This is a genomic window from Pseudomonas sp. CROZ-RG-20F-R04-15, assembly GCF_022662375.1.
In the GTDB taxonomy this organism is placed as follows: Bacteria; Pseudomonadota; Gammaproteobacteria; order Pseudomonadales; family Pseudomonadaceae; genus Aquipseudomonas.
Window position 1 is genome coordinate 214316 of sequence record NZ_JAKNQL010000003.1, and the last position, 26325, is coordinate 240640.

The window sequence follows — 26325 nt, forward strand, 5'->3', positions numbered from 1 at the left end:
ATGTGGGAGCGAGCTTGCTCGCGAAGAGGCCGGCCGCTACAGCCTCTATTTCAGATCAGCCGAAACCTTCTCCGCCACATCCTTCGGCAACCAGGCCTGCCAAACGTCCGGGTGCGCCTTCATGAACGCCACTGCCGCCTCCCGTGGCGCCGTGTGCTTCTCGCTCATCTCCGCCAGCGCCTTGTTCAACGGTTCGATCGGGAAATCCACTTTGCTGAAGAACTCGGCAATCTGCGGATACTGCTTTTGAAATGGCGTAGACACACCAATCGACAGCTTCGAGGCCAGCGACCGCGTCGGTTTCGGATTGGGATTATCGGCGTCAGTCAGGGTCTTCCACGCTTCAGCATCAAACAGTGGCTCTTCCAGTTGCACCAGTTTGAACTTGCCGAGCAACGGCGTCGGTGACCAGTAGTAAAACAGCACCGGTTTGCCGCGACGAATCGAAGAACTGATCTCGGCGTCCAGCGCCGCGCCTGATCCACTGCGGAAATTGGTGTAATCGTCCTGCAGACCATAAGCGGTCAACTTCTGCTTGTTGACCACTTCCGAAGTCCAGCCGATCGGGCTGTTGAGGAACCGCCCCTTGCTCGGAGCTTCCGGGTCCTTGAACACGTCCTTGTACTTCTTGAGATCACTGACACTGCGCAGGTCCGGCGCCAGCGGCTTGATGCCCTTGGCCGGATCACCCTTGATCACATACTCCGGCACCCACCAGCCCTCGGTAGCGCCCTTGACCGTATCGCCCAGGCTGACAACTTTGCCTTCGGCCTCGGCCTTGACCCATACCGGACTGCGCCCGGCCCATTCTTCGCCAATGACCTGGATGTCATTGTTGGCCAGCGCGGTTTCCAGCGTGATGGTGGTACCGGGCAACGTATCGGTCGGCAGTCCGTAGCCCTTCTCGACGATGATCCGCAACACATCGGTAATCAGACTGCCGCTTTCCCAGTTCAGGTCGGCAAAATGGATCGGCGCCTGGGCAGCGGTCACCGATTGCGCTGATGTCAGCAAACCGAACGTGGCCACGCTGGCGGCCAGTAACCGTCGAAATCCGTTCATGCATTGCACCTCGTGCTGTTCACAGCAATGGCAGGATGGCCTGACAGAAGACCGCAAGCCTCTGAATACTCAGTCAACTGACTGTAGCCGAGGTTCCTGCTTTTTCCGGGCCATGCCCCGGACGAGGTTACGAATCAGACTTTTCCTGCAAGCTTTGCAGCTCACGTCTGACCATGCTGGCGTATTCCGCGGGACGTAACTGGTAGATCTGCGCAGCCACCCAGTTCAGCCAGGCGCCCTGCAATTCGGCCTTGGCGGTAAACAAGCGCCGGGCCTCCTCGCGTGCAGTGTCGAGATTCTGCGAATGGAAATCCGCGCGGCTCACTCGCTGGCCTTGAACGTCACCAACTCGCCCTTGCGCCACTTGGCGGCTTTGGCGGTAACGGCTTTGAGGGTCTTGGTCAGGCCTTCCTGCAATTGCTGGTTGGCCGCAAACACGGTCACCACGCTGTGGCCTTCCTTGAACAGGATCGCGTGCCCGTCGGCAGTGTCGACAAAGGCGTAATCGCCCAGTCCATAGACCGTCAGTTTGATTTCGCGGAAACGGATATCCATCTTGCCACCTTCACGGCTGGGCAAGACCGATGCACTGAAATGATCGCCGACCTTGAGCTTCAGCCCCGGTTTGTCATCGACCACCAAGGCACTTTCGGTGTCGATTTCGGCCACGTAAATACCTTCGGCGTTCTGCTCGGTGATGTAAACAAAACGCGACTGGAACAGCTTGACCAGCTTTGCACGCAAATCACCCAACACGAACAAAGCATGCATATCGAGATTACTGACTGCCAAAGAAACATCCCCACATCTGAAAAAACCGCACACGGAAAACGCGCACGGCAAAAAAAGCCAGGCCGATGCAACTACCAATTGACTCAAATAAATAGCCGAATCGAGCAGAGTGCCGATTCAGCGCGAGGCCCCCAAGACTACTGGATTGTCACTCGCGAAACTCATCCAGATTTCGCCAAAGCTTGAAGGAAAAATCCTCACCGCTGGCAAGAGCTGTCTGACTACGAACTTTAGGGAAAATTCTCACGAAAAAAAGCACTTTTCCGACATATCGCTGGCGAAAAATTGCTTTAGATAAGCCCTGTCGTCAACAGGTACTGGCGATTCTAGAGCAGCGATGCTCATTCCGACTACCCGAAACGGCCTGTAAATATCGGCCAACTGATGAAAAGGACTTCATATGTGCACTCGGACTCACTTTGCCATGACCACAGACGCCCGTATCGAATCGCCGCTGATCCTGCGTGCCACTGATATAAACGACCATTGCCCACGCTTTCAAGTCGTACCGGCCGGCAATGCCTTCTTCCACATCAAGGAAACCTCGACCGGGCGCGTAAGAGGTTTCCGTGAAGATCACAACGAAGCCTGCGCCCTCGCCCGCTCACTTGAATCGAAAATCGAACTCCTGGCGAGCGGTTGCCTCAGATAAAGAGAGACCTACCACGCCAGACCGGCGCCCACCGAAGGAGTACACGATGGAATTGCCAGCATACGATCTGAAAACCCTGTTCGATCAACTGGGGCTAGATTCAGAAGATAACGCGATCGACGATTTCATCGAGGCGCATCCACTGGACGCCAACACCAAACTGATCGACGCTGACTTCTGGTCACCGCAACAGGCGCAATTGCTCAAGGAATGGTTACGGGCGGACGGTGAAGAAGCGGTCATGGTCGATGAACTGAATGTGCGCCTGCACCGAGGCAAGTAATCCCGGATCAGTGAAGGCTGTCACCCGGCTCGGCGTGCAACTGCGCGAGCCACGCAGCCTTGCATTCTTCGGCCTCGTCGCGACTGGCAAACGCCGTGCCGCGACGCTCGCCATTAAGCAACACCACCCAGCAGACGCTGCGGCCCATTGCGCGCAAACCGGCAGGCACGCCACTGCCGATCATCACGGCGACATCAACTCTGCACTGCATGCAGCCCTCCCGAAATCATTAGCAACCTAACTAAGTGGTCAGGTTAATGGTTTCTTTCGAGCGGAAACAGCGAGCTCGGTGCACAGATTCATTGCATCGGGCGTAACAATCCCTCAGCGCGGACTTTCCGGCTTATAGCCCAGGCGCAAACCACCCCAGTGCCGGCCCTTGATCATGATCGGCACCGACAGGTCATGCATCAGCTCACCGGTGTCGCGGGTGTAGGTCTGCAACAACACCGGTTGCTGATGGCTGCCGCAGCGAATACCCGTGCGGTCGGCAAACTTGCGCTTGGTGCGATTGTTCACCGCGTCGAGCTGCGCATCGCCCGTCAACGGCTGACTGAACAGCTGATTGTGCGTCGGCACATAACCCTGCTGCGTGCAGGCGATGGCAAACACCAGCCCCTCGTGACGCGGCAACAATGGCTCCTGAATCGCCGGCAGCACCTGATCGGTGTAACGGTCAAAACGGGTTTGAAATTTCGCCGGCTGGGTATTCGGGATCGGCTGGTATTGGCGGTCGAACAGATCTTCGAGGCTGATCCGGCCCTGCTCGACATCCGCCTCAAACCGCGCAGCAATCTGGCTCGCGCCTTCGCGGGCCAGATCGTAGATGCGCTGGTGATAGTCATCCAGCCCGACTTCGGCCAGACGTTCGCTGATGGTTTCCGCCTGCCCTTCCATTTGCACGGCGGCTTCTGCGAGGCGGCGCGTCTGTTGATCGCTGATCGCCAGATCGCTGCGCATCTGCTCGATCGCCTTGAACAGGCTGTCGAGTTGTTCGCGATTGGTTTCCGCACCTTGGGCAATTTCACCGACCTGACTTTCCACCCCGGCTGCCAATCGCGCAATGTTCTGCAGATGCTGGCCGGTGTGCTCGACCTGCTCGACGCCCGTTTGCAGATCGCTGGACAGCTCGCGAATCTGCTCAACCACCTGCGCCGTGCGCTGTTGAATGTCAGCGACCATCTCACCGACTTCACCGGTTGCCGACGCCGTACGCGCCGCCAACCCACGAACTTCATCCGCCACCACGGCAAAACCGCGACCATGCTCACCAGCCCGCGCCGCTTCGATCGCCGCGTTCAACGCGAGCAGATTGGTCTGACTGGCAATCGACTGAATGACCAGCGTCACGCGCTGAATGTCGTCGCTGCGCAGACTCAAGGCTTCGATCAATTCACGGCTGGCATTGGCGCGCTGACTGAGCTGATGCATGCGCGCGATCGAATCCACCAGTTCCGTGCGCCCCGCCGCGCTGCTGTGATGCGCCTGGCTGGCCGCCTCAAGCGCTGCACGGCTGAGCTGCGAAGTCGCATGTTCTGTGGCGATCATGACCTCGGCATTGCTGACGATTTGCGCCGCCGCATCGAGTTGCGATTCGAGTTTGCTCGCCAGTTCCTTGACCGAAAACGCCACACCCGCCGCAGACAAGGCGTTATGACTGGTGGTGTAGGAAAGGTCGCGGGTCAGCTCAGACATTGCGCTGCCAGTCTCGGCAGGTTGTATATCGGGGAGAGTTCGGGAACGCAGGCGTGGCAGCCAGACAATCAGCACCGCCAGCGGCATGCCAATGTACAGCGACCACTCACCCAGAGTCATGCCGGCCAGCAACAGCATCAGGGCGATGCTTTGCAGGGTCGGAGCGATCCAGCGGTTTTTCGGCAAAAGCACTGGTGCAGGCAAAGCCCCAACCAGAGATCCATCTCTCGTCATATCAACACCCCACGCTTGTTCTCATTATTGTGACTGCATTAAACGCCACTACAACGCCATTATCCATGGTCCGTTAGTCGTGGGGTCTGTGGCAGGTCAATGGAACGGCTCGGGATTATTAAAGACGAGCAAAAACAAAGATCGCAGCCTTCAGCAACGCCCGTGTGGGAGCTGCCGAAGGCTGCGATCTTTTCAAGGCGCCCCTATTGAAAGGGGTCACCTCACAGAATCAGGCCTGACGCTGGTGCTTGTCGATCTGCTCGTGACGCTCTTGAGCTTCGATGCAGTACTTGGTGGTCGGGCTGATCAGCAGGCGTTTCAGGCCAATGGCCTCGCCGCTGTCATCGCACCAGCCAAAGCTGTCTTCCTTGATGCGCTCAAGGGCTTGTTCCAGTTGCGGCAACATACGCTGGTCGCGATCGATCGCGTTCACCAGCCAAGTGCGCTCTTCTTCAACCGAAGCCGCGTCCGCCGGGTCAGCCGGGGTGTCCAGGCTTTCGATGGCGATACGATTTTGCTCAATGCGCTCGTGGGTTTCGACTTTCATGTTCTGCAACAGCTCAGTGAAGAAAGCGTGCTGCTCGGCATTCATGTAGTCATCTGCCGGCATGGCCAGCAACTTGTCCTTTGTCATTGATATCTCTATAAAAAAACGTGCATTAAGGCGAATTAGGGAGCGTTTCGGCGAACCGCGTGCGGTCGGCGAAAAGGCATCGTTTATTGCAAATGCCACCCGGCACTCAATTTACGAGGGGCGGCAGTCTAAGGCCCGATCGAGGCCTCAGCAACTGTAAATACAGGGAATTTGTCCGACAACGTCCGGAAACTGCTCTGACACAGGGTTCACACCGGCCATCGGAGTGCGTTTATAGCAAGAAATTCAGTCGAGCGGCTGTATATAGAAGACAAACGGCTAACCACGCAGCGCTCAGACGTAATTTTTTACCACGCACTGCATCGTTTCAGCAAAGCAGAACCGCAAAAGCCCCCCTACTATCAGGCCCATCGTGAGATCAAACAGCCTGAAGGAAGACCTATGCCCCGCCCCGATCTGCCGGCCACCGACGAGGTTTCACTCGCCAGCCCCCCGATCAATGCCGAGCGCCTGCTGCAACTGATCACCGACGAATACGACGCCCTGCCGCGCCAGCTCAAACGCATCGCCAGCTACATCAGCCAACAGAGCGACCGCATCATGGTCGACCGCATCAGCGACATCGCCCGCGAGTGCGAAGTCCACCCGTCCGCCATAGTTCGTTTCTCGCAACGCTTCGGTTTCAGCGGCTTCAGCGAAATGCAGGCCTTGTTCCGCAGCGCCTACACGCACAAAGCCTCGCCGGTGCAGAACTACCAGCAACGCATCCGCAGCATGATCGCCAACCAGTCGCAGCAAGCCAGCGCCGGCGACCTCGCCCGCGAATGCATCGACGCCACCCGCTCCGGCATCGAACGCCTGGGCCGCGAACTCGACGATGCCGCGTTCGAAAAAGCCGTCGAGCTGATCGTCAACGCCGATAACATTTATGTCGTCGGCGTGCGCCGCTCCTTCGCCGTCGCCGACTACCTCGTTTACAACTTGCAACACACTCAGAAAAAAATTCATCTGGTGTCCGGGCTAGGCGGCAGCTATCGCGAGCAAATGCGCAGCGTGCGCGCCAACGATCTGGTCATCGCCATCAGCTTCATACCCTACGCCAAGGAAACCCAACACTGTCTGCGCTTCGCCCGACAGCAACAGGCTAACACCCTGATCCTCACCGACAGCCACCTCTCGCCACTGGCGAAGCTCGCCAACAGCGTATTGCTGGTCAACGAAGGCAGCGCCCTTGCCTTTCGTTCGCTGAGTGCGACGTTGTGTTTGTGTCAGGCGTTGTTTGTGGCGGTGGCGTATCGGCTTGAGCTGAATGTTGATGAGATTCACGAACAAGCCGGATTTGACGACTGACAACCCAATACAGCGACGACCTGCCCGAACAGATCGACGCTGTGATTTGCTGCCACCTACTCGAGATTGACCTTGATGATCTGTTTCAACGGAAAGGTATCAATATTCGCCGCTTCGACGACTTTGCGATCGTTGATTAACGTGTCGATATCAATGTTGATGCCCGAATAACCGATAGCCACCGGTGTATCGAAAACTTGACGCAACGTCAGACTCGTCGCGGAGGACTTCACCACTGAACCGGTCACACCCGGCATCGCAGGCGTTACGGACTCCACCCGTTTACGGATATCGGCGTTGACCTGCGCCAGTTCCGCCTCTTTCTGTTTAACAAGCGCCTGATTGGTCGCCGGCACGACGGCCGCTGGCTTGTCGGCAGCCGCCTTGGTATCGCCTGCCTTGGCCACTGCGGACTTCCCGTCTCCCGCGCCATCCCCCTTGGCAGTTGGCTTTAGCGCGCGAAGCTGGTTCTCAATAGCCGTTTTGCGCTCATCCAGATCTGTCAGTGCCCGTGTAACCGCAGCCAATTGCGCACCGTTGCTTTCGGTCGAGGAAACCACCACATCCAACGAGCGCGCCAGATAAACCTGGGTTACCAGTACAAGCACAGACGTCGTGTCATTCTTGTCGTTGACCTTCGCATCGTTTTTCAGCGAAACCACCGCATTTGTCAGCTTGTTGCGTTGAGCGTCGGTGTATTTGCTTAAATATTTGTCGGCCGCAAGATGGGCATCGCTATACAGCACCCCATATGTTTCCGCCAATGGCACCGAGTACGCCACCGAATATCCCGACTTGCGCGCGCCCCCAAAAAATGCGCCGATCGCGCTATTGCTGACCCCTAGCCCGATATCACTCTCAGCCAGTGAAGCAAAGGTGAAGCCGGGAAAAGCCACCAGTGCATTCATTTTCACGTTGGTGTTCGGTACAAAAAGGTCCGGAACACTGGTCGCCGTCACAAGTCCGGACTTGTCCACCGGAGTTTTCTGCGCGGTGATGTAAGGCGCGGCCTTCTTCAGTTCCTCATCCAGCCTCATCCGATCAAACCAGACCGAACTCATGTAGTAATCAGCGGTTTTCATTTTGTTACCGGCCTTCGCGGCTCTTACCACATAAAAATCGCCTACTTCAAAGTTGCCACGCGGCGGAAATATCGGTTTGAAGTTCAACTGCTCCGTATTGGCCGACCACTGCTGCACGACCGCCCCGCGTTCCGGGCGGCTACTGCAAGCGACCAACCCAATACACAACGCACAAATCGTCAAACGATGAAAATTGTTCATGACATGCCCCTCGGACCCTTTTATGTGACCGACGGCGCGCACTCTTACTGCGCGCACGGCAGTGCCTCATCGCTCTAGGGTTGATGGACTGCAAGGGAGTAATACAAACGAGTACTGAATCAGAGGGCCTGAGCTCGCTTAACTGTTCCATCCCTGGTCGGTGCTGGCAATTTGACTATAGATCCACACAAGCAACCAACAAGCCCTTGAAAGCCTTTCTTTGCAGGTGTTTCGCAGGCGTTACAGATTTCGCTTCAGTCGCTTACAGGGCTTGCGCGCCCGCCGAGGCAGTAGTCAATCGACAACCTTTCCAGCTACATTCGGCATCCATCGACGATTGCAGGCAGTCACGCCAAGGAATTGCACATGAAACTGATCGGCATGCTGGACTCCCCTTACGTGCGCCGCGTGGCGATCTCCGCCAAACGCCTGGGCATCGACCTCGAACACGAGTCGGTCTCGGTGTTCCGCCACTTCGAGCAATTCCAGCAGATCAACCCGGTGGTCAAAGCCCCGACGCTGATCCTTGATGACGGCGTGGTCCTGATGGACTCGACCCTCATCCTCGACTACCTCGAAGCCAGTGCCGGCAAAAGCCTGCTACCAACCGACCTGAAACAACGCGCCCACGCCCTGCGCCTGATCGGCCTCAGTCTCGCCGCCTGCGAAAAAGCCGTGCAGCTCTACTACGAGCGCAACCTGCGCCCAGCCGACATTCAATACCAACCGTGGGTCGAACGCGTCGAAGGCCAACTCGCCGCCGCCTTCACCGCCCTAGAGCAAGAACTGGAAAAAACCGGCCTGCCCACCGACGGTACCCTCACCCAGGCCGGCATCAGCCTCGCGGTTGCTTGGAGCTTCACCGACCTCGTCGTCCCCGACCAGATCGACACCCGCCGCTACCCCCACATCGCCCAATACACCGCCTACGCCGAAACCCTCGAAGCGTTCGTCAGCACCCCGATGACCTGACCATGAGCACCACCGACACCGCCGCCCCGGCGTTAAAGGAAATCTTCAACGCCGAGCGCTTGCAGCACATCGCCCGCGAAATGAGCGCCGTGTACCCGGCGTTCAAGGCCAAGGCGTTTCTCAAACACGCCCAAGATGGACTCGCTGAATTATCAGTGATGCAACGCATGGCGCGTGTCAGCGAAAGCCTGCACGCCGTGTTGCCGCTGGACTACGAAGATTCCCTCGATGTATTGCGTGAACTCGCGCCAAGGCTGAACAGCGGATTCGTCAGCATGTGCCTGCCGCATTACGTCGCGAGTTACGGCGGGCATGCGTTCGACACCTCCATGGACGCCTTGAAGTACTTCACCACCTTCGGCTCCTCCGAATTCGCCATCCGCCACTTTCTGCGCAGCGACCTGGAGCGCTCGCTGGAACTAATGCACGACTGGACCCGAGACGAAAACCACCACGTTCGCCGACTCGCCAGCGAAGGCAGCCGACCTCGCCTGCCTTGGTCGTTTCGGTTGGAAGCGGTTCAGGCCGATCCGCAGTTGGCAGCGGGGATACTGGATCGGTTGAAGGCGGATGAGAGTTTGTACGTGCGCAAGTCCGTGGCGAATCATTTGAATGATGTGACGAAGGTGCATCCGGGGTGGGTGTTGGACACGATTGAAGGTTGGTCGTTGGAGAACAAGCATACGAGCTGGATTGCGAAGCATGCGTTGCGGAGTTTGATTAAGCGGGGGGATTTGCGGGCGCTGACGGTGATTGGTGCCGGGGCGAAGGCTGAGGTTGAGTTGTTGGATGTGCGGGTTGAACCGGCGGTGGTGCGGTTGGGGGAAGCGATTACGTTGTCGTTTGTGGTGAAGTCGACGGCGGCGCATGTGCAGCGGTTGGTGATTGATTATGCGATTGACTATGTGAAGGCGAATGGTGGGGTTTCGGGGAAGGTTTTTAAGTTGAAGACGGTGGAGTTGGCGGGGTTTGGGAGTGTGGTTGTGGGGAGGCGGCAGGTGATTAGGGATTTTACGACGCGGAAGCATTTTGTGGGGCGGCATGGGGTGAGGTTAATGGTGAATGGGGAGGTGTTGGGTATTGTTGCGTTTGACATTGTTGCCGGATGAGGCCGTATTTGGATTCGTTGATCTGGCAATACTCGGACTGATAGAGAGTTACGAATGGGGCTGCTTTCGGCCAATAGTTGCCGTTCGGATGAGACCGTCTCATTGTTCTTGTCGAAATGCAGGGATTGAGTTTAGTCTCCTAAAATCCCTGATTTTTTCAGTGGCACCGTAATTTCACAATACTCATCCTATGGATGGATACAGTTGCTCAAGAACGAGCGAAGTGAGCCTAGATGTCTGCAACGCTTCCATATGCGGCTTGGTTGAAAAAAGCTGGCCATAAAGTCACAACATCAGATGGTGTGTCTGTCGACGTTTTTGAGCTTCGAGTAGAGCTTAGTTCGACTCCAATTCTCAGCGCTTGGGCGAAGGCTTTTCGCGAGCACTACTGCCTTGACGCGCAGATAGACCGACTCCGAAGGGGCACCGGTAAGTCTCGCGCTGAATACCTAACACACATGGTATTTCCAGACAAATCGCACGATTTCGGGCCAGCGACACGCTCCGGAGATTTTGCGGAAATCCTCATTGCTGACCTTCTTGAAAGTCAGTTTGGATTCTGGGCACCTAGAACGCGTTATGACGATAAGCTTGTTCGTAACGAGTCACCAAAAGGCACGGATGTGTTGGCGTTCAAGTTTCATGGTGCAAGTCCTTCAAACCCTTCCCGTAAAGACGTTTTGGTTTCTTTTGAATCTAAGGCGCAACTTAGCGGCAAGAAGGCTATGCCACGTCTGCAAGATGCAGTGAACGACTCCGTCAAAGATGTTTATCGTATTTCAGAATCCTTAAACGCTATCAAGCGGCGCCTGATTAACCGAGGCGATGAGGACGGTGCTGACCGTATTGAGCGTTTCCAAGAAGGTCTAGAAATCCCCTACATTCGAATGACGGGCGCTGCCGCAGTTTTCTGCTCAAGCATTTACGACTCAGCCTATATTTCTGAGACGACCGATTGTGCAGGTCACGAGAATGTCGACAACCTCATGCTCGTCGTTGTGCACGCCAAGACATTAATGGCGTTCGTACATTCTCTTTATGAAAGGGCCGCAAATGAAGCCTGAAAATCGAGCCCGTTTTGCTGCTGCTATAACTCTTTCAAAAGGCAAAATGTATGAATACGGGATTCCCGCGGAGGACCATCTTGAGTTCCCCGAAGGTCTCGATCTTGAAATGCAGTTTCCTTTGGCTATCGGAACACTGGGGGACTTCGCATCCGAAACAGTAAGCCGCGTTGTTGGATCGGTAGATGCCCTCGAGACTCCCCACGATGAGGTTATCTTTGCATCCCAGGTGCTTCAGGCTTTTGATGAGTCCCTGCTGAATCAGAGTATTTCGTTCAATTTGCGTTTGCTGTCTGCGGCTGGTTTCTATCTAGGGAATATCCCCGGTAATGCCGCAGTGCAGATATCTCGGTTACGCCAGCTTCCAGAGTCTGAAGCTGCCCCTTTAGCTAGGGCAGTGAGTCTGGCCCTGGACAAACCATGGGTCCGATCTCGAGCGGCGTTAGAACTTCTCCGTGCGAGGTCTATTCTGGTCGCGCTTGAAAGGCATTACGCGACAGGAAAGGAGGGTGGCACGGTCTTCAACGAAATTAGAGTATTGCGACATTGGGCGTATTCATCGGCTACCGCTCATGAGTTGTTGATGTCTGATTTGCTTGGTGCAGTGGCAGTGACTCGGATCGCTAATTCCGCGTGGACGTTGATGCCTCAATATAGCGATCTGACATCAGAAACATGGAGACCCTACCTATCTCGCGCCCTGTCTATTAAGGAAATGTGGCCTTCTCAGCGGATGCTTGGGGAAGCAGGTCTATACAGGGGACAGTCTGGCGTTGTTCAGATGCCAACCAGCACCGGCAAGTCTCGAGCAACAGAACTGGTAATTCGATCAGCTTTCCTTTCATCTCGAACGAAATTGGCATTAGTGATTGCGCCATTTCGGGCGCTTTGCCAAGAGATAGCGAGTGATCTGGATAAAGCGTTTAAGGATGACGGTTACAGCGTTAATCAGGTCAGTGATGCGTTGCAGCCCGATATTGATCTCAATATTTTCGGGTTAGAGATTGAAACAAAGCCACAGGTCGTTGTTTTGACACCGGAGAAGCTTCTTTTCTTGTTACGGCAAGAACCAGATATCATTTCGAATGCGGGTTTGGTGGTTTATGACGAAGGCCATCAATTCGATACCGGCACTCGCGGGGTGACGTACGAATTGTTGCTGACTTCCATCAAACGGATGCTATCGGAAGATTCGCAAAGCGTGTTGATTTCGGCGGTAATACAGAATGCGTCCGCCGTTGCTAATTGGCTCTTGGAAGATCAGTCGAAGGTAGTGACTGATAACTCAATGCAATCGAGACGTCTGGTCGCTTTTGCGAGTATTCCTAAAAATGTCACGGATGGGCAGTTGCAGTTCAACGTCCTATCGGACAGTGAACAGAGCTTTTATGTGCCTCGTGTGATCGTTGCTGAAAAAATGCCCCGCCTAAAAGGAGAGAGAAAGGACAGATTTTTCCCTACCAAGGAAAGCGGCTCTATTGCGTTATACCTCGCGTTATTGCTTCTGAGGAATGGTGGTGTCGCTATCTATGCAGGTAAAAAAGCGTCCGCCGCAAAAATTGTGAAGGATGCAGTCGAGGACACTTTTCTCCGTGGAGTCTCCCTCCCTTCACCGCTGGAGTACAGTGACCCAGAAGAAATTCGTCGATTCGTTCGACTATACATTGAGAACTTCAGCGAAGGTGCCTACTTAACTAAGGCAGCTGCGATAGGTATTTTTGCTCATCATGGAAACACCCCTCAAGGAGTTCGCCTCGCTATAGAACATGCAATGAGGCAGCGTTTGATCCGTCTGATCGTCTGTACCTCCACTCTTGCTCAAGGGGTAAATCTCCCCATCCGATATCTGCTTGTCACAAGTGCAATGGTTGGGCGGGAGTCCATTCGAGTTCGAGATTTCCATAACCTCATGGGGCGAGCGGGCCGAGCAGGAATGTATGGTGAGGGCACGGTAATTTTCACAGATCACCGACTGTACGATGAACGTACCACTCAGACGTACCGCTGGCGGGATACGGTGAATCTGATAAAGCCAGATACTGCGGAGCCCACAGGAAGCACGTTGCTTTCTCTGTTCGATCCGATGACGAACGAATCAGGCAGAAATTCCATAACTTCACCGAGCCCGTCTGAGATCGCTACCCAGATTGTCGATAATTGGGACGGCCTGTGGGCTGCCGTAGGAAACATTTCTGAGGAGCTCATTCGAAACGGATATTCAGTCGCCTCCCTTCGTGCACAAATGGAGGGAAAAAAGAAGATTGTCGAAGCCGTAGAAAGCTTTCTGATGACCTACCGAAGTGATGTGGACTCAGAGACGTTTGTAGCAAATGCCAAAGTCCTTTCAAGTGAGACGTTGGCCTATTCACTTGCCACTCCAGATCAGCAGATGTTGCTGTCGGGTATTTTCGAGTCTGTAGCACGCAGGATTGAAAGGCTTGTGCCGGAGACGACGACTCAACATCGCTTTGGACGCACCCTACTGGGAATCGATCACGCGTTGGCAATTGATACTTGGGTTCGCGCCAATGTGCAATCTCTGGAGCATGTCTCGTCGGCAACCGAGCTGTTTGAGAGAGTTTGGCCACTGTTGGTTTCGCTTTCGACCGAGAAGAGGCTTCATGACACCATCCCTGATGTGGCATTGGATGGATTAGCTACTGGATGGCTCGAAGGACATTCTTTCGCAGTTCTTCAGCAACAGCTCGATGACATAGGTGCGAAGTACCCTCATGGAGCTAATTTTAGGGCATTCGATCTTGATCTGGTCGTAGACCTTTGTGAGCAGACATTCGGCTTTGAGTTCGCTTTGCTCCTTGCTGCTGTCAAAGAGGCGTTCTTAGCTCTGGCGGTAGAGGAGATTGGAGATGAATTTAGATGGTATGCAGATCTTCTTCAGAAACGCTTGAAATACGGGCTTCCTGGCGAAGAGTCTATCTCGTATTACGAGGCAGGGTTTTCTGAGCGAGTAATAGCACAGCGCATGGCTTTTACGATCTTGGATACTGCGGAGACGAGCTATGAGGCCCGAAATTTGATACGTGACAATCAGGCGGAATTTGAGCTAGTCCTCGACAATTATCCCTCTTATTTTGAAGATGTTTTCCAAAGGATTATCGCGCCGCAGTCGTAGTTCCCGTTATCTAACATATGCGCCGCAGACGTCTGCTTTTGGCCGAAAGCTGATTATTTATTACGTCCAGTAACCAGAACAAGAACGTTTCCCCCAAGTCCGGCTAGATTCAAGCTACTTCCCTTCAGATCGCTGAGAAAGGCGGAAGAACATAGCCTTCATGAGTAAGCCGTTTATTAAGTTTAACTCGTCTTCGATACGGAGAAAGTCTGCAATGGTATATCCTACAGAGACTTTCTCGGAAAATCCGGCTGCTAAGTTTGTGATTGCCTCATAATTTTCGTTATCTTGAGTAGTTGACTCTGTTAATGCCAAAAGTTTTGTTGTGAACTCAAAGTACTCGTTCGAGTGAATTGCAAATAGTGTTTGAGTGGTGTCACCTTTTTTAGCCCACACATCATGCTGCACTCTATTTCGTTTTGATCTTGACAGGTCGAGACGAGTCAATACATCTGTAACTGATTGTAGCTCCTCTGCTTCTAAGTACTCGGCTGCGAGTTCTCTCGCTGCATTTGTAGTCTTTGCAGCACCATTGTACTTCTTAAGCTGCTTTTTAGCGTCATCAGGAGTGGTATCAAGTAAAACTGCAAATAGACAGTTTAAGTTTACTTCTGCTTGCGCCCATAGTGCAGCGATTGCACCTATTTTTTTAGAGAACTCTGGAGCTTCCTGAATAATATGCGAACCGACTTCCAAGACAGGTTTTCCGTCTCGGTCCCGTATTTTTATCCCGAACTTTTCCTTTTTCATAAACACTCCTGATTTCAATACTACGTCAGCTGGTCAGCCTAGCTGAATCGTTCGTTCTTTGATAGATACCCGAGTGGCCGCCTTTGGCCGAAAGCGGACCTCGGTTGAACCCAGCATTGACGCGGCAGCTGTCAAAACTAGTTACTCAAAACCACGGTACTGGAAGCTAGGTAGGAGAAATATCTTCTGCCTGCCTCCTACCAGCTTCCATACGGAATGCCGTACTTTTCCACATATCGCTTAGCCTTCTCACTTACCGGATAGGCATAACGACCACCGTGCTTCCCTTGTTCCGGCCCCAAAACTTCTATCTCACCTTGACCACGGGCGACCTCAATCGGATTTCGACATGAGTCTCTAACCCATGCCTGGAGTACGCCGCCCGGAGCGAGACCCACGTAGAGCGACGCCATAAACCGAGCGGTTTTCTCCGGTGTTTCCGGGCAACGCTGGTGTGTTGACTTCACCATCAGTTGCCTGCCCTCTTCCGGAATCTCGATGAAACCTTGATAGGTTTTTTGCTCTGTTATGGATTGCCAGCGGACAAAGATCTGTTTTGGAAGATCAGCGCCCGTCACAGGTCTCCCGGTACCCGTTACTTTCCCCCAACCACGAGCAGACTCTGTGCGGATATCGGGCTCGCCGCTAGCAGCAGTGCTCTTGCCAGCGCGAAAGAAAATTCTGTTATTGATGTCTTGGACGGAGCTGTCCTCTACCCAGACCTTCATGTAATTCGGCTCAACGAACACTAACTCCCACCATGGATATTTAGGGTCATTTTCGCCGGTTTCTGGGCCTGTGATTTGGCAGCCGGACAAAAATAAAGCGCCCAGCAGCGCAATCCTTGCTTTCATTACAAAAGATCCATTCAGTTAAGTGTCACGACTACCAACTTCCGTACGGAATGCCATATTTGTCGATATACCGCTTTGCCTTTTCACTCACCGGATAAGCGTAACGCCCTTCGTTCTTACCTTGGCTCGGCCCTAGCGGCTCAATTTCTGCCTGCGCTCGAGCGACTTTGACCGGGTGGTGGCAAGAGTCTCTTACCCAAACCTGCACAACACCACCGGGGGCCAACCCTAAATAAACCGACGCCATAAATCTCGCTTCCTGATCAGGCGTCTGCGGGCAACGTTGATTGACGGACGCCACCATCAACTGCCTGGCTTCCTCTGGGATTTCTACCCATGCCTGCCACGTTTTCTGTTCGACAATCGATTGCCAACGGACCCAGATGCGAACAGGTAAATCTGCTCCCACTACTCTCCTTCCGCTGCCGCCTACCCCACCTGTCCAACCTCGGGCGGACTCCGTGCCATCTTCAGGCTCTCCCCCCGCAGCGGTGCCGCCGCCGGTTTTGTAGAAAATCCTGCCGTTGAATGTCTTGAACAGAACTGTTCTCTACCCAGACCTTCATGTAGTCCGGCTCGGTAAACGCCAACTCCCACCACTCGGATTTCGGGTCATTTTTTGCTGATAGTGGTTCAGCAACCTGGCATCCCGTGACTAGCAAGATGCAAAGCATCGTAATGAGTTGCTTCATTGGCTCACGGCTTACCAACTCCCATAAGGGATGCCAAATTTCTCGATATACCGCTTGGACTTTTCGCTGATGGGATACGCGTAGCGTCCTTGGTTCTTGCCTTGACTAGGCCCTAGCGGTTCGATCTCCGCCTGTGCTCTGGCGACTTTGACAGGATGGTGGCACTCGTCTCTGACCCAAACCTGTACAACACCACCAGGAGCCAACCCCAAATAGACCGATGAAATATAGGTGCTCCGCTGCTCTGGTGTTTTCGCGCAGCGCTGGTTGACCGAGGTCAGCATCAATTGTCTGGCTTCTTCGGGTATGTCGACCCATGCGCGATAGGTCTGAGGCTCTACGATGGACTGCCAGCGAACGAAAATTCGTTTTGGGAGATCAGCGCCAACTACCGCTTTTGCGGACGCGCCCACTCCGTCCCAGCCTCGGGCCGACTCAGTACCATCTTCTGGGTACCCGCCCGATGCAGAACCTCCACCCGTGCGCAGAAACGTCTTGCCCTTAATGTCTTCCACAGCAGTGTCTTCAACCCAGACCTTCATGTAGTTGGGTTCGGTGAAACCGAGTTCCCACCATGGGGATTTAGGGTCGTTTTTTGCTGACAGCGGGTCGGCATTACAACCCGCCACAAAGAGTGTGCACAGCAGTGCTGTAAATAACTTCATTACCAAAGCGTCCAGTCAGGTACGTGTGGGTGCTTTACTCGGATTGCATCTTCCGTGGGGGCGTTTATGTAAACAGCTCTGATGCCACTTCCATCTCTCCTGCCAAGCGGATGGTTCCAGTTGGCGGACGTGTGAATGTACTTGAGTTTGAGCATTTGCTCCTCCTCTGGCGTGGTGCTGTAGTCGCCGGAGACAAAACGATCGCACATGGGCTGAAGTTCTTCAGGAACGGCGAAGCCTGGCGTCTCGGGAATGTCTTCGAAGCGAACGCCTTTGGCTTTGGCGAGTTGATGCATCACGCGCAGGCTCACTCTCGACAGTAACCCACTCACCGGACGCTTGAGTTGAACGGCGGCATAGACTCGTTTGACTCGAGGACTGAGTCGATCCTGAGGACTGATCGGCATCAGTAAAGGAGGTGGTGTAACGACTTCCAGCATTTCGGAAGGCCAGCCGTTGGCTAACCACTGATTTCTCACATTGACCGCATCCTGGTAGATCGATGTGGTGGTGACATCCACGTAGTTGCCGACTTCTAGCGTTTGCATTGGGCTAATGAGCACGCATTCTTCAGCGTCCTCAAGGTAACCTCCACCCACATCGGAATGCACACCCGGCAAGACAATTTCCGGATGATCCATCGCTACTCGATTAAGAGCGAAGTTAGCCCTGCACTCATCCCGCGCCGCCAACTGCACAACATCGGTGAAGTAACGTCGGTCGAGGTAGAGTTTGATCCCTGTTGCGACTGCACTTTTGATATTGCCCAAATTGGACCATCCAGCAATCGACGGCACAGTGTCGAACAAACCAATGAAGCCCACATTGATGTCGCCGTTGTATTGATCGACAAAGGTCGGACTGAGGACATCTGATTTGCTACGAAGAATCTCGCCTAAAGGGCCTTGTTTGCCACGCACGATCTCATTGGCGAAATGTCTGGCGGCTGCCGCACCGCGACTGAAGCCAAACGTGTCGAAGGTCAACGAAGCAATTTCACTACCGGGATTTTTATCCAATACCTCAGTGATACGCTGTTCGATCGACGCGAAAGAAGATTGGACGCGCCCGGCAACACCGGTTTCGCCACGCCCTGTACCGGCGCCGAATTTACTGTCTTCTTCACCTGAACGGGTACCTATGCCTTCGACGTAGACCATACCGAAAGCTTTCTTTCGTGGTCCCTCTCCCTCAGCGAGTCGCGGTGCCTCATACAGTTCGCTCAGCTTTTTCACGTTGCTGACGTCGTTGGCGTAGCTGCTATCCGGATCGCTCATGTACGGCTGACAACTAGCCGGAATATCTGCCGGCGCAATCGGATGCTGCGCCCCACACAGCAATCCAGCCGCCGTGTTGTTCGCATTATTCCCGGTGCCATCAAAGAAAACCCCAATCCTCAACGCAATCCCGATTTTCTCAGGTTCGCGCGCGGGTTCTTTCCCGTGTTTCTCATATTCCGCCCAACGCTGGGCGTGAATATCGACGGGTTTGGCTTCTTCGTAACGAAAATTTTTCGGGGGGTTGGGTACGTAGCCACTCATCCGTGATTCCTGGTTCTGATCCTTGAGAACGGCCCGAAGGGTGACAGCCGAGGCTGGGGGGCGCAAGCCGTGGCCGTTTGCCAGCCGGGGTATTACCGCAGGGTTCGACGAGGGTTTCCCCTCGTCGAGATCGGGTTGGTTAGCTGGCGATTTCGACGTTATCCAGCGCTTGGTTGACGGCGATTTCGCCGAGCATCACGACTTGGGCGATGCCCAGTGCGGTTTTGCGGTGGGGGGTGTCGAGCATGGCGGCGAAGTTGAGGAGCATTTCGCTGGCGGAGCCGAGGGTTTCGCTGGCGTTGGCGAGCAGGGATTCGCTGTTGTACTTCGGGTTGGCGAGGTACATGCGTTCGGGTTGGTGGGTGCTGGCCATGATTTGGCTGGCGGGTTTGAGGTAGTGGTCGAGGGCGCGCTCGGCGGCTTCGTGGAATCGCTTGGAATCGGGGGATTCGTAGGGGGATGTCGGGTCGGTTTCTGGTGGGTTGGGTGTTGGTTTGATCATTGATGAAGCTCCTACGTCAAAAAAAGGAGCCATCACTCTCGCTACCAAACGAGGGTGGCGGCCATGCGCAGGTTGGTAGACCGGGACGTAGAAAACCGGCGCGCCCGAAGACGCCCTGTGCATGACCACCATAAAAGCCGTGTCGAACAGACACTGCGAATCATGATGCTTATGCAATCTACGAAAACTCAGGGCTACCAAACCCGATCGCTGTTTTTCAGCGACCGACAGACGATAGAACCCGCGACCTAGACGCACAAGCCGGCGGATTCTGGCTTAGTCGTAGGTAACGGCGCAAGGCGTTGTAGGGTTTTGGTGGTTACTTGAGGCTTCGTTTAAACAGTTGTGGTTTTTACTGTTTATTTCGGTCAGTGGTTGACGGGGTGACTGGGTGGGCGTCTTCGCGAGCAGGCTCGCTCCCACAGGGTTCTGTGGTTGAGTTGGGATTGGTGGTGGCTGGGCTTGCGCTATCGCGAGCAGGCTCACTCCTACAGGGGATTGAGTCTGGCTTGGGATTTGGGGTGAGTGGGCTGGCGTCTTCGCGAGCAGGCTCGCTCCCACAGGTTTTGTGTTGGGCTTCTGGGTTCGCGGCGGGCAGGCTGGCGTGATCGCGGGCAAGCCCGGCTCCCACAGGGATTGGGGGATGGTTAGGGTCGGTGGCGTGTCATGTTGATGAGGGCGGATCGTCCACCATTTGGTGCCGGGCGTTCTTCGATGGAGTACGGCACGAAGCCAAGTTTCGGGTAGAGCAGCAGGCCTGCGGTGTTTTCGTTGAAGCAGGACAGTTGCACTTCCCTGGCCTGGTATTTTTCGAAGCCCACTGCGGTCATGGTTTCGACGATGTATCGCGCGACACCCTGGCCTCGGGCGTAGAGCGCGACGATGACGTTGCCGATGCAACAGATGCCATCGTGCTCAGCCCGGTAGAAGTTGGCGAAGCCAACGAACTCGCCGTTGGCCAGAAAAGCCGTGGAGTCGAAGCGTTGGCTGATTGCGCTGTGCATCTGTTCTTCCGTCAGCGGGAAGTTCGCTTTCGGGAACATGAAGAACAGCTCTTGTTCGCCTTGGGGAAAGCTGCAGAGGGTGTTGACGTCGTCGGCGGTCACTGGCCGGAGGGAGAAATTCATCGCTGCCCTGCCCTCACTTTTTACCCGCCAGATGATGCGCGACCAAGGCGTTGGCATGACCGTGGCCCATGCCGTGTTCATCCTTGAGCCACACCACCAGTTCCATGTGTTTCTTGTCGCTGATGCCGGCGAGCAGCTTCAGCCAGTGATCGATGGGCTGGCCGTATTTTTTCTCGATGGAAGGGAAGTACGACGCCGGGCCTTTTACCTTGTTGTCTTCGCTCATGCTGCAAGCTCCCTGTGGTCACGACGGAGGGTCGGCGGACGCTCCTTGTCGGCAGGTCATAGAGTGGACGCGAGACGCTCTTCCGGCAAGTGGCCCGCCGATCAGTTAGGGCCACACGGCACCCCTTATTTTTTTGATAGCGCTCTGAGTCGCTCTCTATCGGTCAGCCCATCGGTCCTGACGCTGGCGACAGTCGTGTGGTTTTTCTGCTCCGGCGAAAGGATCGGTTCGCCGGGGTATCGGTAATCGCTAAAGCCCTGCATGACTTTTTGGTCGATGGCACTGTTACCGCAACTTTGCCGCAAGGCAATCACTGGCACCAACGAGCCGGGGGTGTAAGTCAGTTCCAGCTGCACCGACTTGTGCTCGGGGGTCGACAGCTTTTCTTGCGCCAGCGCTTTCTCGATACCTTCAATCTTCGCCCTGACGCTGTACTGCATCCTATTGAGATAGACCTTGTTGTACTGCTGTTGTTGTTCGATCGTCATCACCACGCCTTTGGTGCGCAGGCGTTGGAGGTTGTCCCATGAGTCGGCTTTGAAATACAGCTTCAGCGCCCCCGGAAGGTCTTGTGGGCCGCCTTTGCCGTTTTCCAGAAACTCGGCGACTTTGAGTTCCATTGCGGTATTGCCGGGTTCCGCGATAGAGCACTCATAAAAGTCCCGGGCAGCCACCAGATCGACCGGCCCGCCGACACCGGCGGCCGCCATATCGCCCAGTCGGCTGTAGACATTCGGCGCACGTCGGGCCACCGACTCATAGATGTCTTTGGCCTTCTCGATGTTTTTCGGCACGCCATGTCCCTGCTCGTACATCTCACCGAGGATCACCTTGCAGTTGGCGTTCTGGGTGCTGAGATAGCGGATTTCGTCGAACTGCTGCTCACTGATCGACGCTTGCTTGAAGTACGCCGCACAACGAAAGCTGGGGAATTCATCGTCCGCAAGATTGGGGCGATGGTGGGATTTGCAGCCTGCAACGAGGGCAGTAAGCGCCAGTACAGCAACAACCTTGTTCATGAATGGCATCCGTTGAAATCGTGCAGATTTCATCGGCAGGCAGGCGCAAAACCTGAAGCGTCGATGACTCGAACACACCACAAAAAGCTGTGGGAGCGAGCCAGGTCGCTCCCACAGAGGAATGCGATCTTCAGGTGGTTTCGCGGACCGGTACCCGAACTATCTCCGAGTCTAGTCGTTGGCTGCTGGTCAACGACACGCGAGTATCAAACGAATCTATGTCGGGATTTACCGACGGTATGTTCTTCGCAGCGTCGTCGAGGTCGTAAGCCGCTAGATCCAGATAGCGTTTTATACGAACTCTTTCATAGGCGGTGCTTTGAACGCCATCCAGTACGAGCCAGACACAGAACAGCACGACAGAACCCAGTATCAAAACGATAGATCCCTTGCCCAAGGTAAAGAACGGGGTGGCTTTGATCACCTCAGTGGACAGCGCAATCATGAACGCGATAAGCGAAGCAAATATCAGATTCTGAGAAAGCGGTGGTCTTGGCGGCTTGCATGTCAGATCCGAATACGCGGATAACTCGCGGAGCTTTTGCGTCGTATAGCCTTCCTCACGAACCGTTTCCAGAAAGAATGCATAGCAAAGAATATTTTCTTTTTCCATCCAGGATTGATGGTCGATGGCGTGATCGCTGAACTGCTGCGGATAAACCGTGCGCAGCGCTTTGAGCCGAGTGAAGTAGAGGATGAACGCCCAAGGAGCGAGCGCGATATAGGCGTAGAGCGTCAACCCCGGATACTTGATCCCGAAGCCTGCAAAAATACAAAGCGGAATAGTTGAAGCAGCAGCCAGCCACATGGGCCACAGTTTCCGCGCGTTTCCCCGTTTGAACAGCAACTTGTTAGGTCGCTTACGGCTAAGTTTGTACAGGTTTTTCAGGATGGTCCATTCCATAAGTTTCATGACCAATTCGTCCTTTGGGTCAAAAATGAAGAGATGTCGCGTTGGCTATGCTATGGGAATAGACCGGGATTTACAGCCATGTTCGCCCGGTCTTTTGATCCTGACAGGTTGAAAAAGCCATCCGGCAAAACCGGAAGGATTACTTGTCGCGCTCAAATCGAACGCTGATTCACCCGCGCCATCAATTGCTCAGCACTTTCCTTGCGCTCGGAATAACGGTCAACCAGATGCGCCTGTTGATCGCGCAGCAACACGGTGAACTTCACCAGCTCCTCCATTACATCCACCACACGATCGTAGAACGGCGACGGCTTCATCCGCCCGGCCTCGTCGAACTCCATATAGGCCTTCGGCACCGAGGATTGGTTGGGGATGGTGAACATGCGCATCCAGCGGCCCAACACGCGCAACTGGTTGACCACGTTGAACGACTGCGAACCGCCGCAGACTTGCATCACGGCGAGGGTTTTACCCTGGGTCGGACGCACCGCGCCGAGTTCCAGCGGGACCCAGTCGATCTGCGCCTTGAACACGGCGGACATCGCGCCATGACGTTCGGGTGAGCACCAGACCTGACCTTCCGACCACAACACCAGTTCGCGCAGTTCCTGCACTTTGGGATGGTCGACCGGGACGTCGTCGGGCAGTGGCAGACCGGACGGGTTGAAGATCCGCGTTTCAGCGCCGAAGTGTTCGAGCAGGCGTGCGGCCTCCTCTACCAGCAAACGGCTGAACGAGCGTTCGCGGGTCGAGCCGTAGAGCAGCAGGATGCGTGGTTTGTGCGCGTCCGCTTGCGACGGTTTGGCGTTATCGAACAGATTGAGATCGAGGTTGGGCAGTTCGGACATAAATCCTCCTTAAAGCGTGCCGATTCGGTCGAGCGCGGTTTTCAGTTCATCGCGGCTGAGGCTTTCAAAGGGCAGATCGAGGAAGGCCTGGCAGCGTTGGCCGATGCGCGTTAATGTCGCGCGGAAGGCCGCGTCAATCGTGGCTTCGTCGCCCTTCACTTCGGACGGATCTTCCAGCCCCCAGTGGCATTTCAGCGCCGGGCCGAAGTACACCGGGCAGGTCTCGCCGGCGGCTTTGTCACACACGGTGATGACGATGTCTGGCGGGTTGCTTTCGAAGGCGTCATTGCCCTTGCTGTGCAAACCGTCGATGGCAATGCCGGCCTGTTGCAGCGTCGACAGGCTGCGCGGCAAGACCTGGCCTTTGGGAAAGCTGCCGGCACTCACCGCTTCAAAACCGGGCGGTGCCAGATGATTGAACATGGCTTCAGAGAGGATGCTGCGGCAGCTGTTGGCCGTGCACATGAACAGAACTCGCATGGTTTGCTCCATTGGCAGATTCAGCAGCAGGCGGCTTCGCGAACCGGACGACCATCCATGTTCTGTAAGCGCGCGGCATTGTCCTTGAGCCAATCGGCGTTGGCTTTGGACGTCACTTGCAGAATCTCGCGCACCCACGCCGGCAGCTCCGGATTGAGCCGGTAATAGACCCACTGGCCCTGACGGCGATCGAGCAGCAAGCCATTGCTGCGCAGTTGCGCGAGGTGGCGGCTGATTTTCGGTTGGCTGTCGTCGAGCGCACACATCAGCTCGCAAACGCAGAGTTCACCTTGATCGGAAATGAGCAGCATGGCGCGGACGCGGGTTTCGTCAGCGAGGCTCTTGAAGACTTCGGTGGGAGTGATCATGGGACGGGCTCTGTACATATGGAAATTCGAATATACGGATATCCATATATTAATCAACCCCAAGAATTTCCTTTTTGCCAAAGCGCTGTAGAAGGCACAGTCTTCAATGCCGCACGCAACGTCATTCCTGCCAGCCCTGCAAACGGGACTACAGGTGCGTGTCCACCGGCGCGACGATCTCTACTTTGATCTTGTCCGGATCCTCACAATAGAGGGCGTAGTGCTCCGGGCCGCCGGCGTACGGATAGGCGCTCTCGTAGAGAAGACGAAAACCGGACGTTCGCAGCCAACCCGCCATTTCATCCACTTGCGCCTGTGAACCCGCCTGAAACGCGAGATGATTCAAGCCCACGCCCCGGAGGTTGAAGCCCTGTTGCAGATCGCTTGCCTGAACGAACACCAGGTAGGTGCCGTTGAGAATAAAGCTGCGCCCGGCGGGCCAGTTTTGATGCTGCGTATAACCCAGCATCAAGAGCAACGGCTGCCAAAAACGCAGCGAGACTTCCAGCGATGAGACATTGATTTCAACGTGATGAAGCATGCCGGTTTTGGGTGTACTGCCCAGATCGCTATTGGTCATCGGCGGCATTTCCTTGGGTTGCGCCAAGGGTTTTCAACAGCGTATGACGACTCCACGGGCCGCAGTACTCAGGCACGTGCGCGATCAATCGGTAGCCGCAGCGGGTGTACCAACGGGCGACGTCGTCATCCAGCGTTTCGATCAACGCATCCACGCACGCCCTTTCAACCGCTAACGCCTCAAGCTTGTGCAACACCTGAGTACCCAGCCCGGTTCCGCGCCACTGCGCGTCGATCCACAGGTAATTGACAAACAGGCGCCGGAATTCGGTTCTGCCGGTAGCGCCGCCGATCAGTGTTCCATCCTCCATCAGCGCACAGGCGATGGCTTCCGCGTGCCCGCCGCGAGCCTCAGACAAGGCTCGGCCATGCCGTAAGACGCCGTCTCTGATGGCCTTCAAGATGTCCGCATTGATGTCGCGAACGGTAAGCCATTCCCTCATTGCTGCTCTCCATTGCCAAAGGCCTTGGCGCTACTCAAGCAAAAGCGGCGCCAACAGCAGCACAGCCAAAAAGATTAACGGATGCCGGCCCGCGATCTGCCCAGCAACAACCCCTGCTCCGCCTCACACAACCCCACCACATAATCCCAGACCACCCGCAGTCGCACCGAGTTGTGCAACTCGCGCCGCGTGCTGATCCAGTAGCTGCGTTCGATGCTTTCATCCGGCAGTAATGGGACAAGGTCATGGTCAGATGACGCCATGTAGCACGGTAAAACCGCAATCCCCAACCCTGACCGAGCGGCCTCCTGCTGGGCGATAACGCTGGTGCTATGGAACACAACCCGAGGGCTGCGACAGAAGCTGTTGAGAAACATCAATTCCTGACTGAACAGCAAATCATCGACGTAACCGATCCACGCATGCCGCCCAAGGTCTTCGCGACTGTGCAATGGCGGGGCTTTATCGAGATAGCGTTGGCTGGCGTACAACGCCAAGCGATAGTCCGTGAGCTTGCGCGTGACGAGCATGTCCGCCGCCGGGCGCTCCAGGTGAATGCTGATTTCCGCTTCACGGTTGAGGATGCTGACAAAGCGCGGCACCGCGACCAGTTCCACTTCCAATCCCGGATAGCGTTCGAACAAGCCGATCATGCGACTGGCGAGAAACTTGATGCCCAGCCCTTCGGTGACGCCGACACGAATCTTGCCCAGTGGCGCGGTGGATTGGGTGATCTCTTCCTGTGCCAACAACGCCACGTTTTCCATCGCTTCGGCATGTTTAAGCAGCGCCTCCCCCGCCGGGGTCATTTCGTAGCCTTGCGCATGCTGGACGAACAGCGCGGTGCCGAGGCTTTTTTCGATGGCTTCGATATGGCGGGCGACAGTGGCGTGGGTGGTGTTGAGACGGCGGGCGGCGGTGAGCAGGCGGCCGCTGCGTTGCAGTTCGAGAAAAAACCGCAGGTCGTTCCAGTCGAACATGGCGTGTCCTTGTCGGCTATGGTCAATGCAGGCTGTTTGAAAACGCACAGCGGCTGCGCAAAAACTAACATTCTTTTGACGAAAGCTAACAACTAGAGTGTCCGACAATAAAAA

29 protein-coding genes and 1 pseudogene are annotated in these 26325 nt (G+C 55.2%); 7 read left to right on the top strand and 23 right to left on the bottom strand.

What is annotated here, in order from left to right; all coding sequences use genetic code 11:
- Positions 1-45: 45 nt before the first annotated feature.
- From L8H52_RS07065 to L8H52_RS07075, 3 genes are all read right to left on the bottom strand, one after another.
- Positions 46-1062 carry an ABC transporter substrate-binding protein gene (locus L8H52_RS07065; protein ID WP_242206334.1) on the bottom strand — a complete coding sequence of 339 codons (1017 nt, stop codon included), beginning with the start codon at positions 1060-1062 and terminating at the stop codon, positions 46-48.
- A gap of 127 nt (positions 1063-1189) precedes the next feature.
- Positions 1190-1387, bottom strand: a complete 198-nt coding sequence (locus L8H52_RS07070; RefSeq protein WP_242206337.1) for a hypothetical protein — start codon at positions 1385-1387, stop codon at positions 1190-1192.
- Positions 1384-1854, bottom strand: coding sequence for a hypothetical protein (locus L8H52_RS07075; RefSeq protein WP_102902075.1), 471 nt, complete (start codon positions 1852-1854; stop codon positions 1384-1386). The genes L8H52_RS07070 and L8H52_RS07075 overlap by 4 nt, the downstream gene beginning before the upstream one ends.
- 400 nt (positions 1855-2254) lie before the next feature.
- Between L8H52_RS07075 and L8H52_RS07080 the strand changes: the two genes are divergently transcribed.
- Together L8H52_RS07080 and L8H52_RS07085 are read left to right on the top strand one after the other, a co-directional pair.
- Positions 2255-2506 (top strand): hypothetical protein, encoded by a 252-nt coding sequence (locus L8H52_RS07080; protein ID WP_242206339.1) that lies wholly within the window; start codon positions 2255-2257, stop codon positions 2504-2506.
- A 46-nt stretch (positions 2507-2552) separates the two neighbouring features.
- Positions 2553-2789, top strand: a complete 237-nt coding sequence (locus L8H52_RS07085) for a DUF2789 family protein (RefSeq protein ID WP_242206341.1) — start codon at positions 2553-2555, stop codon at positions 2787-2789.
- Between the two features lie 7 nt (positions 2790-2796).
- On the opposite strand, the gene L8H52_RS07090 is transcribed toward L8H52_RS07085, so the two are convergent.
- The 3 genes from L8H52_RS07090 to L8H52_RS07100 all read right to left on the bottom strand — a co-directional run bounded on the left by L8H52_RS07090 (position 2797) and on the right by L8H52_RS07100 (position 5352).
- Positions 2797-3000 (bottom strand): hypothetical protein, encoded by a 204-nt coding sequence (locus tag L8H52_RS07090; protein ID WP_016982990.1) that lies wholly within the window; start codon positions 2998-3000, stop codon positions 2797-2799.
- A gap of 113 nt (positions 3001-3113) precedes the next feature.
- Complete coding sequence (locus L8H52_RS07095) at positions 3114-4718, bottom strand: methyl-accepting chemotaxis protein (RefSeq protein WP_242206343.1); 1605 nt, start codon at positions 4716-4718, stop codon at positions 3114-3116.
- Positions 4719-4947: 229 nt separating this feature from the next.
- Positions 4948-5352 (bottom strand): TraR/DksA family transcriptional regulator, encoded by a 405-nt coding sequence (locus tag L8H52_RS07100; protein ID WP_003225981.1) that lies wholly within the window; start codon positions 5350-5352, stop codon positions 4948-4950.
- A gap of 402 nt (positions 5353-5754) precedes the next feature.
- On the opposite strand from L8H52_RS07100, the gene L8H52_RS07105 reads away from it, so the two are divergent.
- On the top strand, positions 5755-6663 hold the full coding sequence (locus L8H52_RS07105; RefSeq protein WP_242206345.1) for a MurR/RpiR family transcriptional regulator: 909 nt from the start codon (positions 5755-5757) through the stop codon (positions 6661-6663).
- 56 nt (positions 6664-6719) lie between these two features.
- Here the strand turns inward: L8H52_RS07105 and L8H52_RS07110 are convergent, their stop codons facing one another.
- Entirely contained in the window at positions 6720-7946 is a 1227-nt protein-coding gene (locus tag L8H52_RS07110; RefSeq protein WP_242206346.1) for a hypothetical protein, read from the bottom strand.
- A 366-nt stretch (positions 7947-8312) separates the two neighbouring features.
- On the opposite strand from L8H52_RS07110, the gene L8H52_RS07115 reads away from it, so the two are divergent.
- The 4 genes from L8H52_RS07115 (at position 8313) to L8H52_RS07130 (ending at position 14224) form a co-directional block, all read left to right on the top strand.
- The gene (locus L8H52_RS07115) at positions 8313-8918 is read left to right on the top strand and encodes a glutathione S-transferase (protein WP_242206348.1); all 606 of its coding nucleotides are present in this window, start codon (positions 8313-8315) and stop codon (positions 8916-8918) included.
- 2 nt (positions 8919-8920) lie between these two features.
- The gene (locus tag L8H52_RS07120; RefSeq protein ID WP_242206350.1) at positions 8921-10027 is read left to right on the top strand and encodes a DNA alkylation repair protein; all 1107 of its coding nucleotides are present in this window, start codon (positions 8921-8923) and stop codon (positions 10025-10027) included.
- Positions 10028-10260: 233 nt separating this feature from the next.
- A complete protein-coding gene (locus tag L8H52_RS07125) occupies positions 10261-11091 on the top strand; it encodes a Hachiman antiphage defense system protein HamA (RefSeq protein ID WP_242206351.1) in 831 nt (276 codons plus the stop codon).
- Complete coding sequence (locus tag L8H52_RS07130) at positions 11081-14224, top strand: DEAD/DEAH box helicase (protein WP_242206353.1); 3144 nt, start codon at positions 11081-11083, stop codon at positions 14222-14224. Before L8H52_RS07125 ends, L8H52_RS07130 begins: the two co-directional genes overlap by 11 nt.
- Positions 14225-14338: 114 nt before the next feature.
- Here L8H52_RS07130 and L8H52_RS07135 read toward each other — a convergent pair whose 3' ends face one another.
- The 16 genes and pseudogenes from L8H52_RS07135 to L8H52_RS07210 form a co-directional block, all read right to left on the bottom strand.
- Positions 14339-14974, bottom strand: coding sequence for a hypothetical protein (locus L8H52_RS07135; RefSeq protein WP_242206354.1), 636 nt, complete (start codon positions 14972-14974; stop codon positions 14339-14341).
- Positions 14975-15171: 197 nt separating this feature from the next.
- Entirely contained in the window at positions 15172-15828 is a 657-nt protein-coding gene (locus L8H52_RS07140) for a DUF2931 family protein (protein ID WP_242206356.1), read from the bottom strand.
- A 31-nt stretch (positions 15829-15859) separates the two neighbouring features.
- Positions 15860-16520 (bottom strand): annotated as a pseudogene (locus tag L8H52_RS07145) (DUF2931 family protein).
- A gap of 11 nt (positions 16521-16531) precedes the next feature.
- A complete protein-coding gene (locus L8H52_RS07150) occupies positions 16532-17185 on the bottom strand; it encodes a DUF2931 family protein (protein WP_242206357.1) in 654 nt (217 codons plus the stop codon).
- Positions 17185-18726, bottom strand: coding sequence for a DUF2235 domain-containing protein (locus tag L8H52_RS07155; protein WP_242206359.1), 1542 nt, complete (start codon positions 18724-18726; stop codon positions 17185-17187). The genes L8H52_RS07150 and L8H52_RS07155 overlap by 1 nt, the downstream gene beginning before the upstream one ends.
- 139 nt (positions 18727-18865) lie before the next feature.
- Positions 18866-19228 carry a DUF6124 family protein gene (locus L8H52_RS07160; RefSeq protein WP_242206360.1) on the bottom strand — a complete coding sequence of 121 codons (363 nt, stop codon included), beginning with the start codon at positions 19226-19228 and terminating at the stop codon, positions 18866-18868.
- A 647-nt stretch (positions 19229-19875) separates the two neighbouring features.
- Positions 19876-20355 (bottom strand): GNAT family protein, encoded by a 480-nt coding sequence (locus tag L8H52_RS07165; RefSeq protein ID WP_242206361.1) that lies wholly within the window; start codon positions 20353-20355, stop codon positions 19876-19878.
- A 13-nt stretch (positions 20356-20368) separates the two neighbouring features.
- On the bottom strand, positions 20369-20581 hold the full coding sequence (locus L8H52_RS07170; protein ID WP_242206363.1) for a DUF4287 domain-containing protein: 213 nt from the start codon (positions 20579-20581) through the stop codon (positions 20369-20371).
- Positions 20582-20706: 125 nt separating this feature from the next.
- Entirely contained in the window at positions 20707-21600 is an 894-nt protein-coding gene (locus L8H52_RS07175) for a tetratricopeptide repeat protein (RefSeq protein WP_242206364.1), read from the bottom strand.
- Between the two features lie 130 nt (positions 21601-21730).
- On the bottom strand, positions 21731-22513 hold the full coding sequence (locus L8H52_RS07180; RefSeq protein ID WP_242206366.1) for a hypothetical protein: 783 nt from the start codon (positions 22511-22513) through the stop codon (positions 21731-21733).
- 152 nt (positions 22514-22665) lie between these two features.
- Positions 22666-23361 carry an arsenical resistance protein ArsH gene (gene arsH, locus L8H52_RS07185; protein WP_242206368.1) on the bottom strand — a complete coding sequence of 232 codons (696 nt, stop codon included), beginning with the start codon at positions 23359-23361 and terminating at the stop codon, positions 22666-22668.
- A gap of 9 nt (positions 23362-23370) precedes the next feature.
- Positions 23371-23841, bottom strand: coding sequence for an arsenate reductase ArsC (locus L8H52_RS07190; RefSeq protein WP_242206370.1), 471 nt, complete (start codon positions 23839-23841; stop codon positions 23371-23373).
- A gap of 20 nt (positions 23842-23861) precedes the next feature.
- Positions 23862-24209: a metalloregulator ArsR/SmtB family transcription factor gene (locus tag L8H52_RS07195; protein WP_095047442.1), complete on the bottom strand. Its 348-nt coding sequence runs from the start codon at positions 24207-24209 to the stop codon at positions 23862-23864.
- A 148-nt stretch (positions 24210-24357) separates the two neighbouring features.
- Entirely contained in the window at positions 24358-24789 is a 432-nt protein-coding gene (locus L8H52_RS07200) for a VOC family protein (protein ID WP_242206372.1), read from the bottom strand.
- A complete protein-coding gene (locus L8H52_RS07205) occupies positions 24779-25231 on the bottom strand; it encodes a GNAT family N-acetyltransferase (protein ID WP_242206374.1) in 453 nt (150 codons plus the stop codon). The genes L8H52_RS07200 and L8H52_RS07205 overlap by 11 nt, the downstream gene beginning before the upstream one ends.
- A 74-nt stretch (positions 25232-25305) precedes the next feature.
- Positions 25306-26211 (bottom strand): LysR family transcriptional regulator, encoded by a 906-nt coding sequence (locus tag L8H52_RS07210; RefSeq protein WP_242206376.1) that lies wholly within the window; start codon positions 26209-26211, stop codon positions 25306-25308.
- Positions 26212-26325 lie beyond the last annotated feature (114 nt).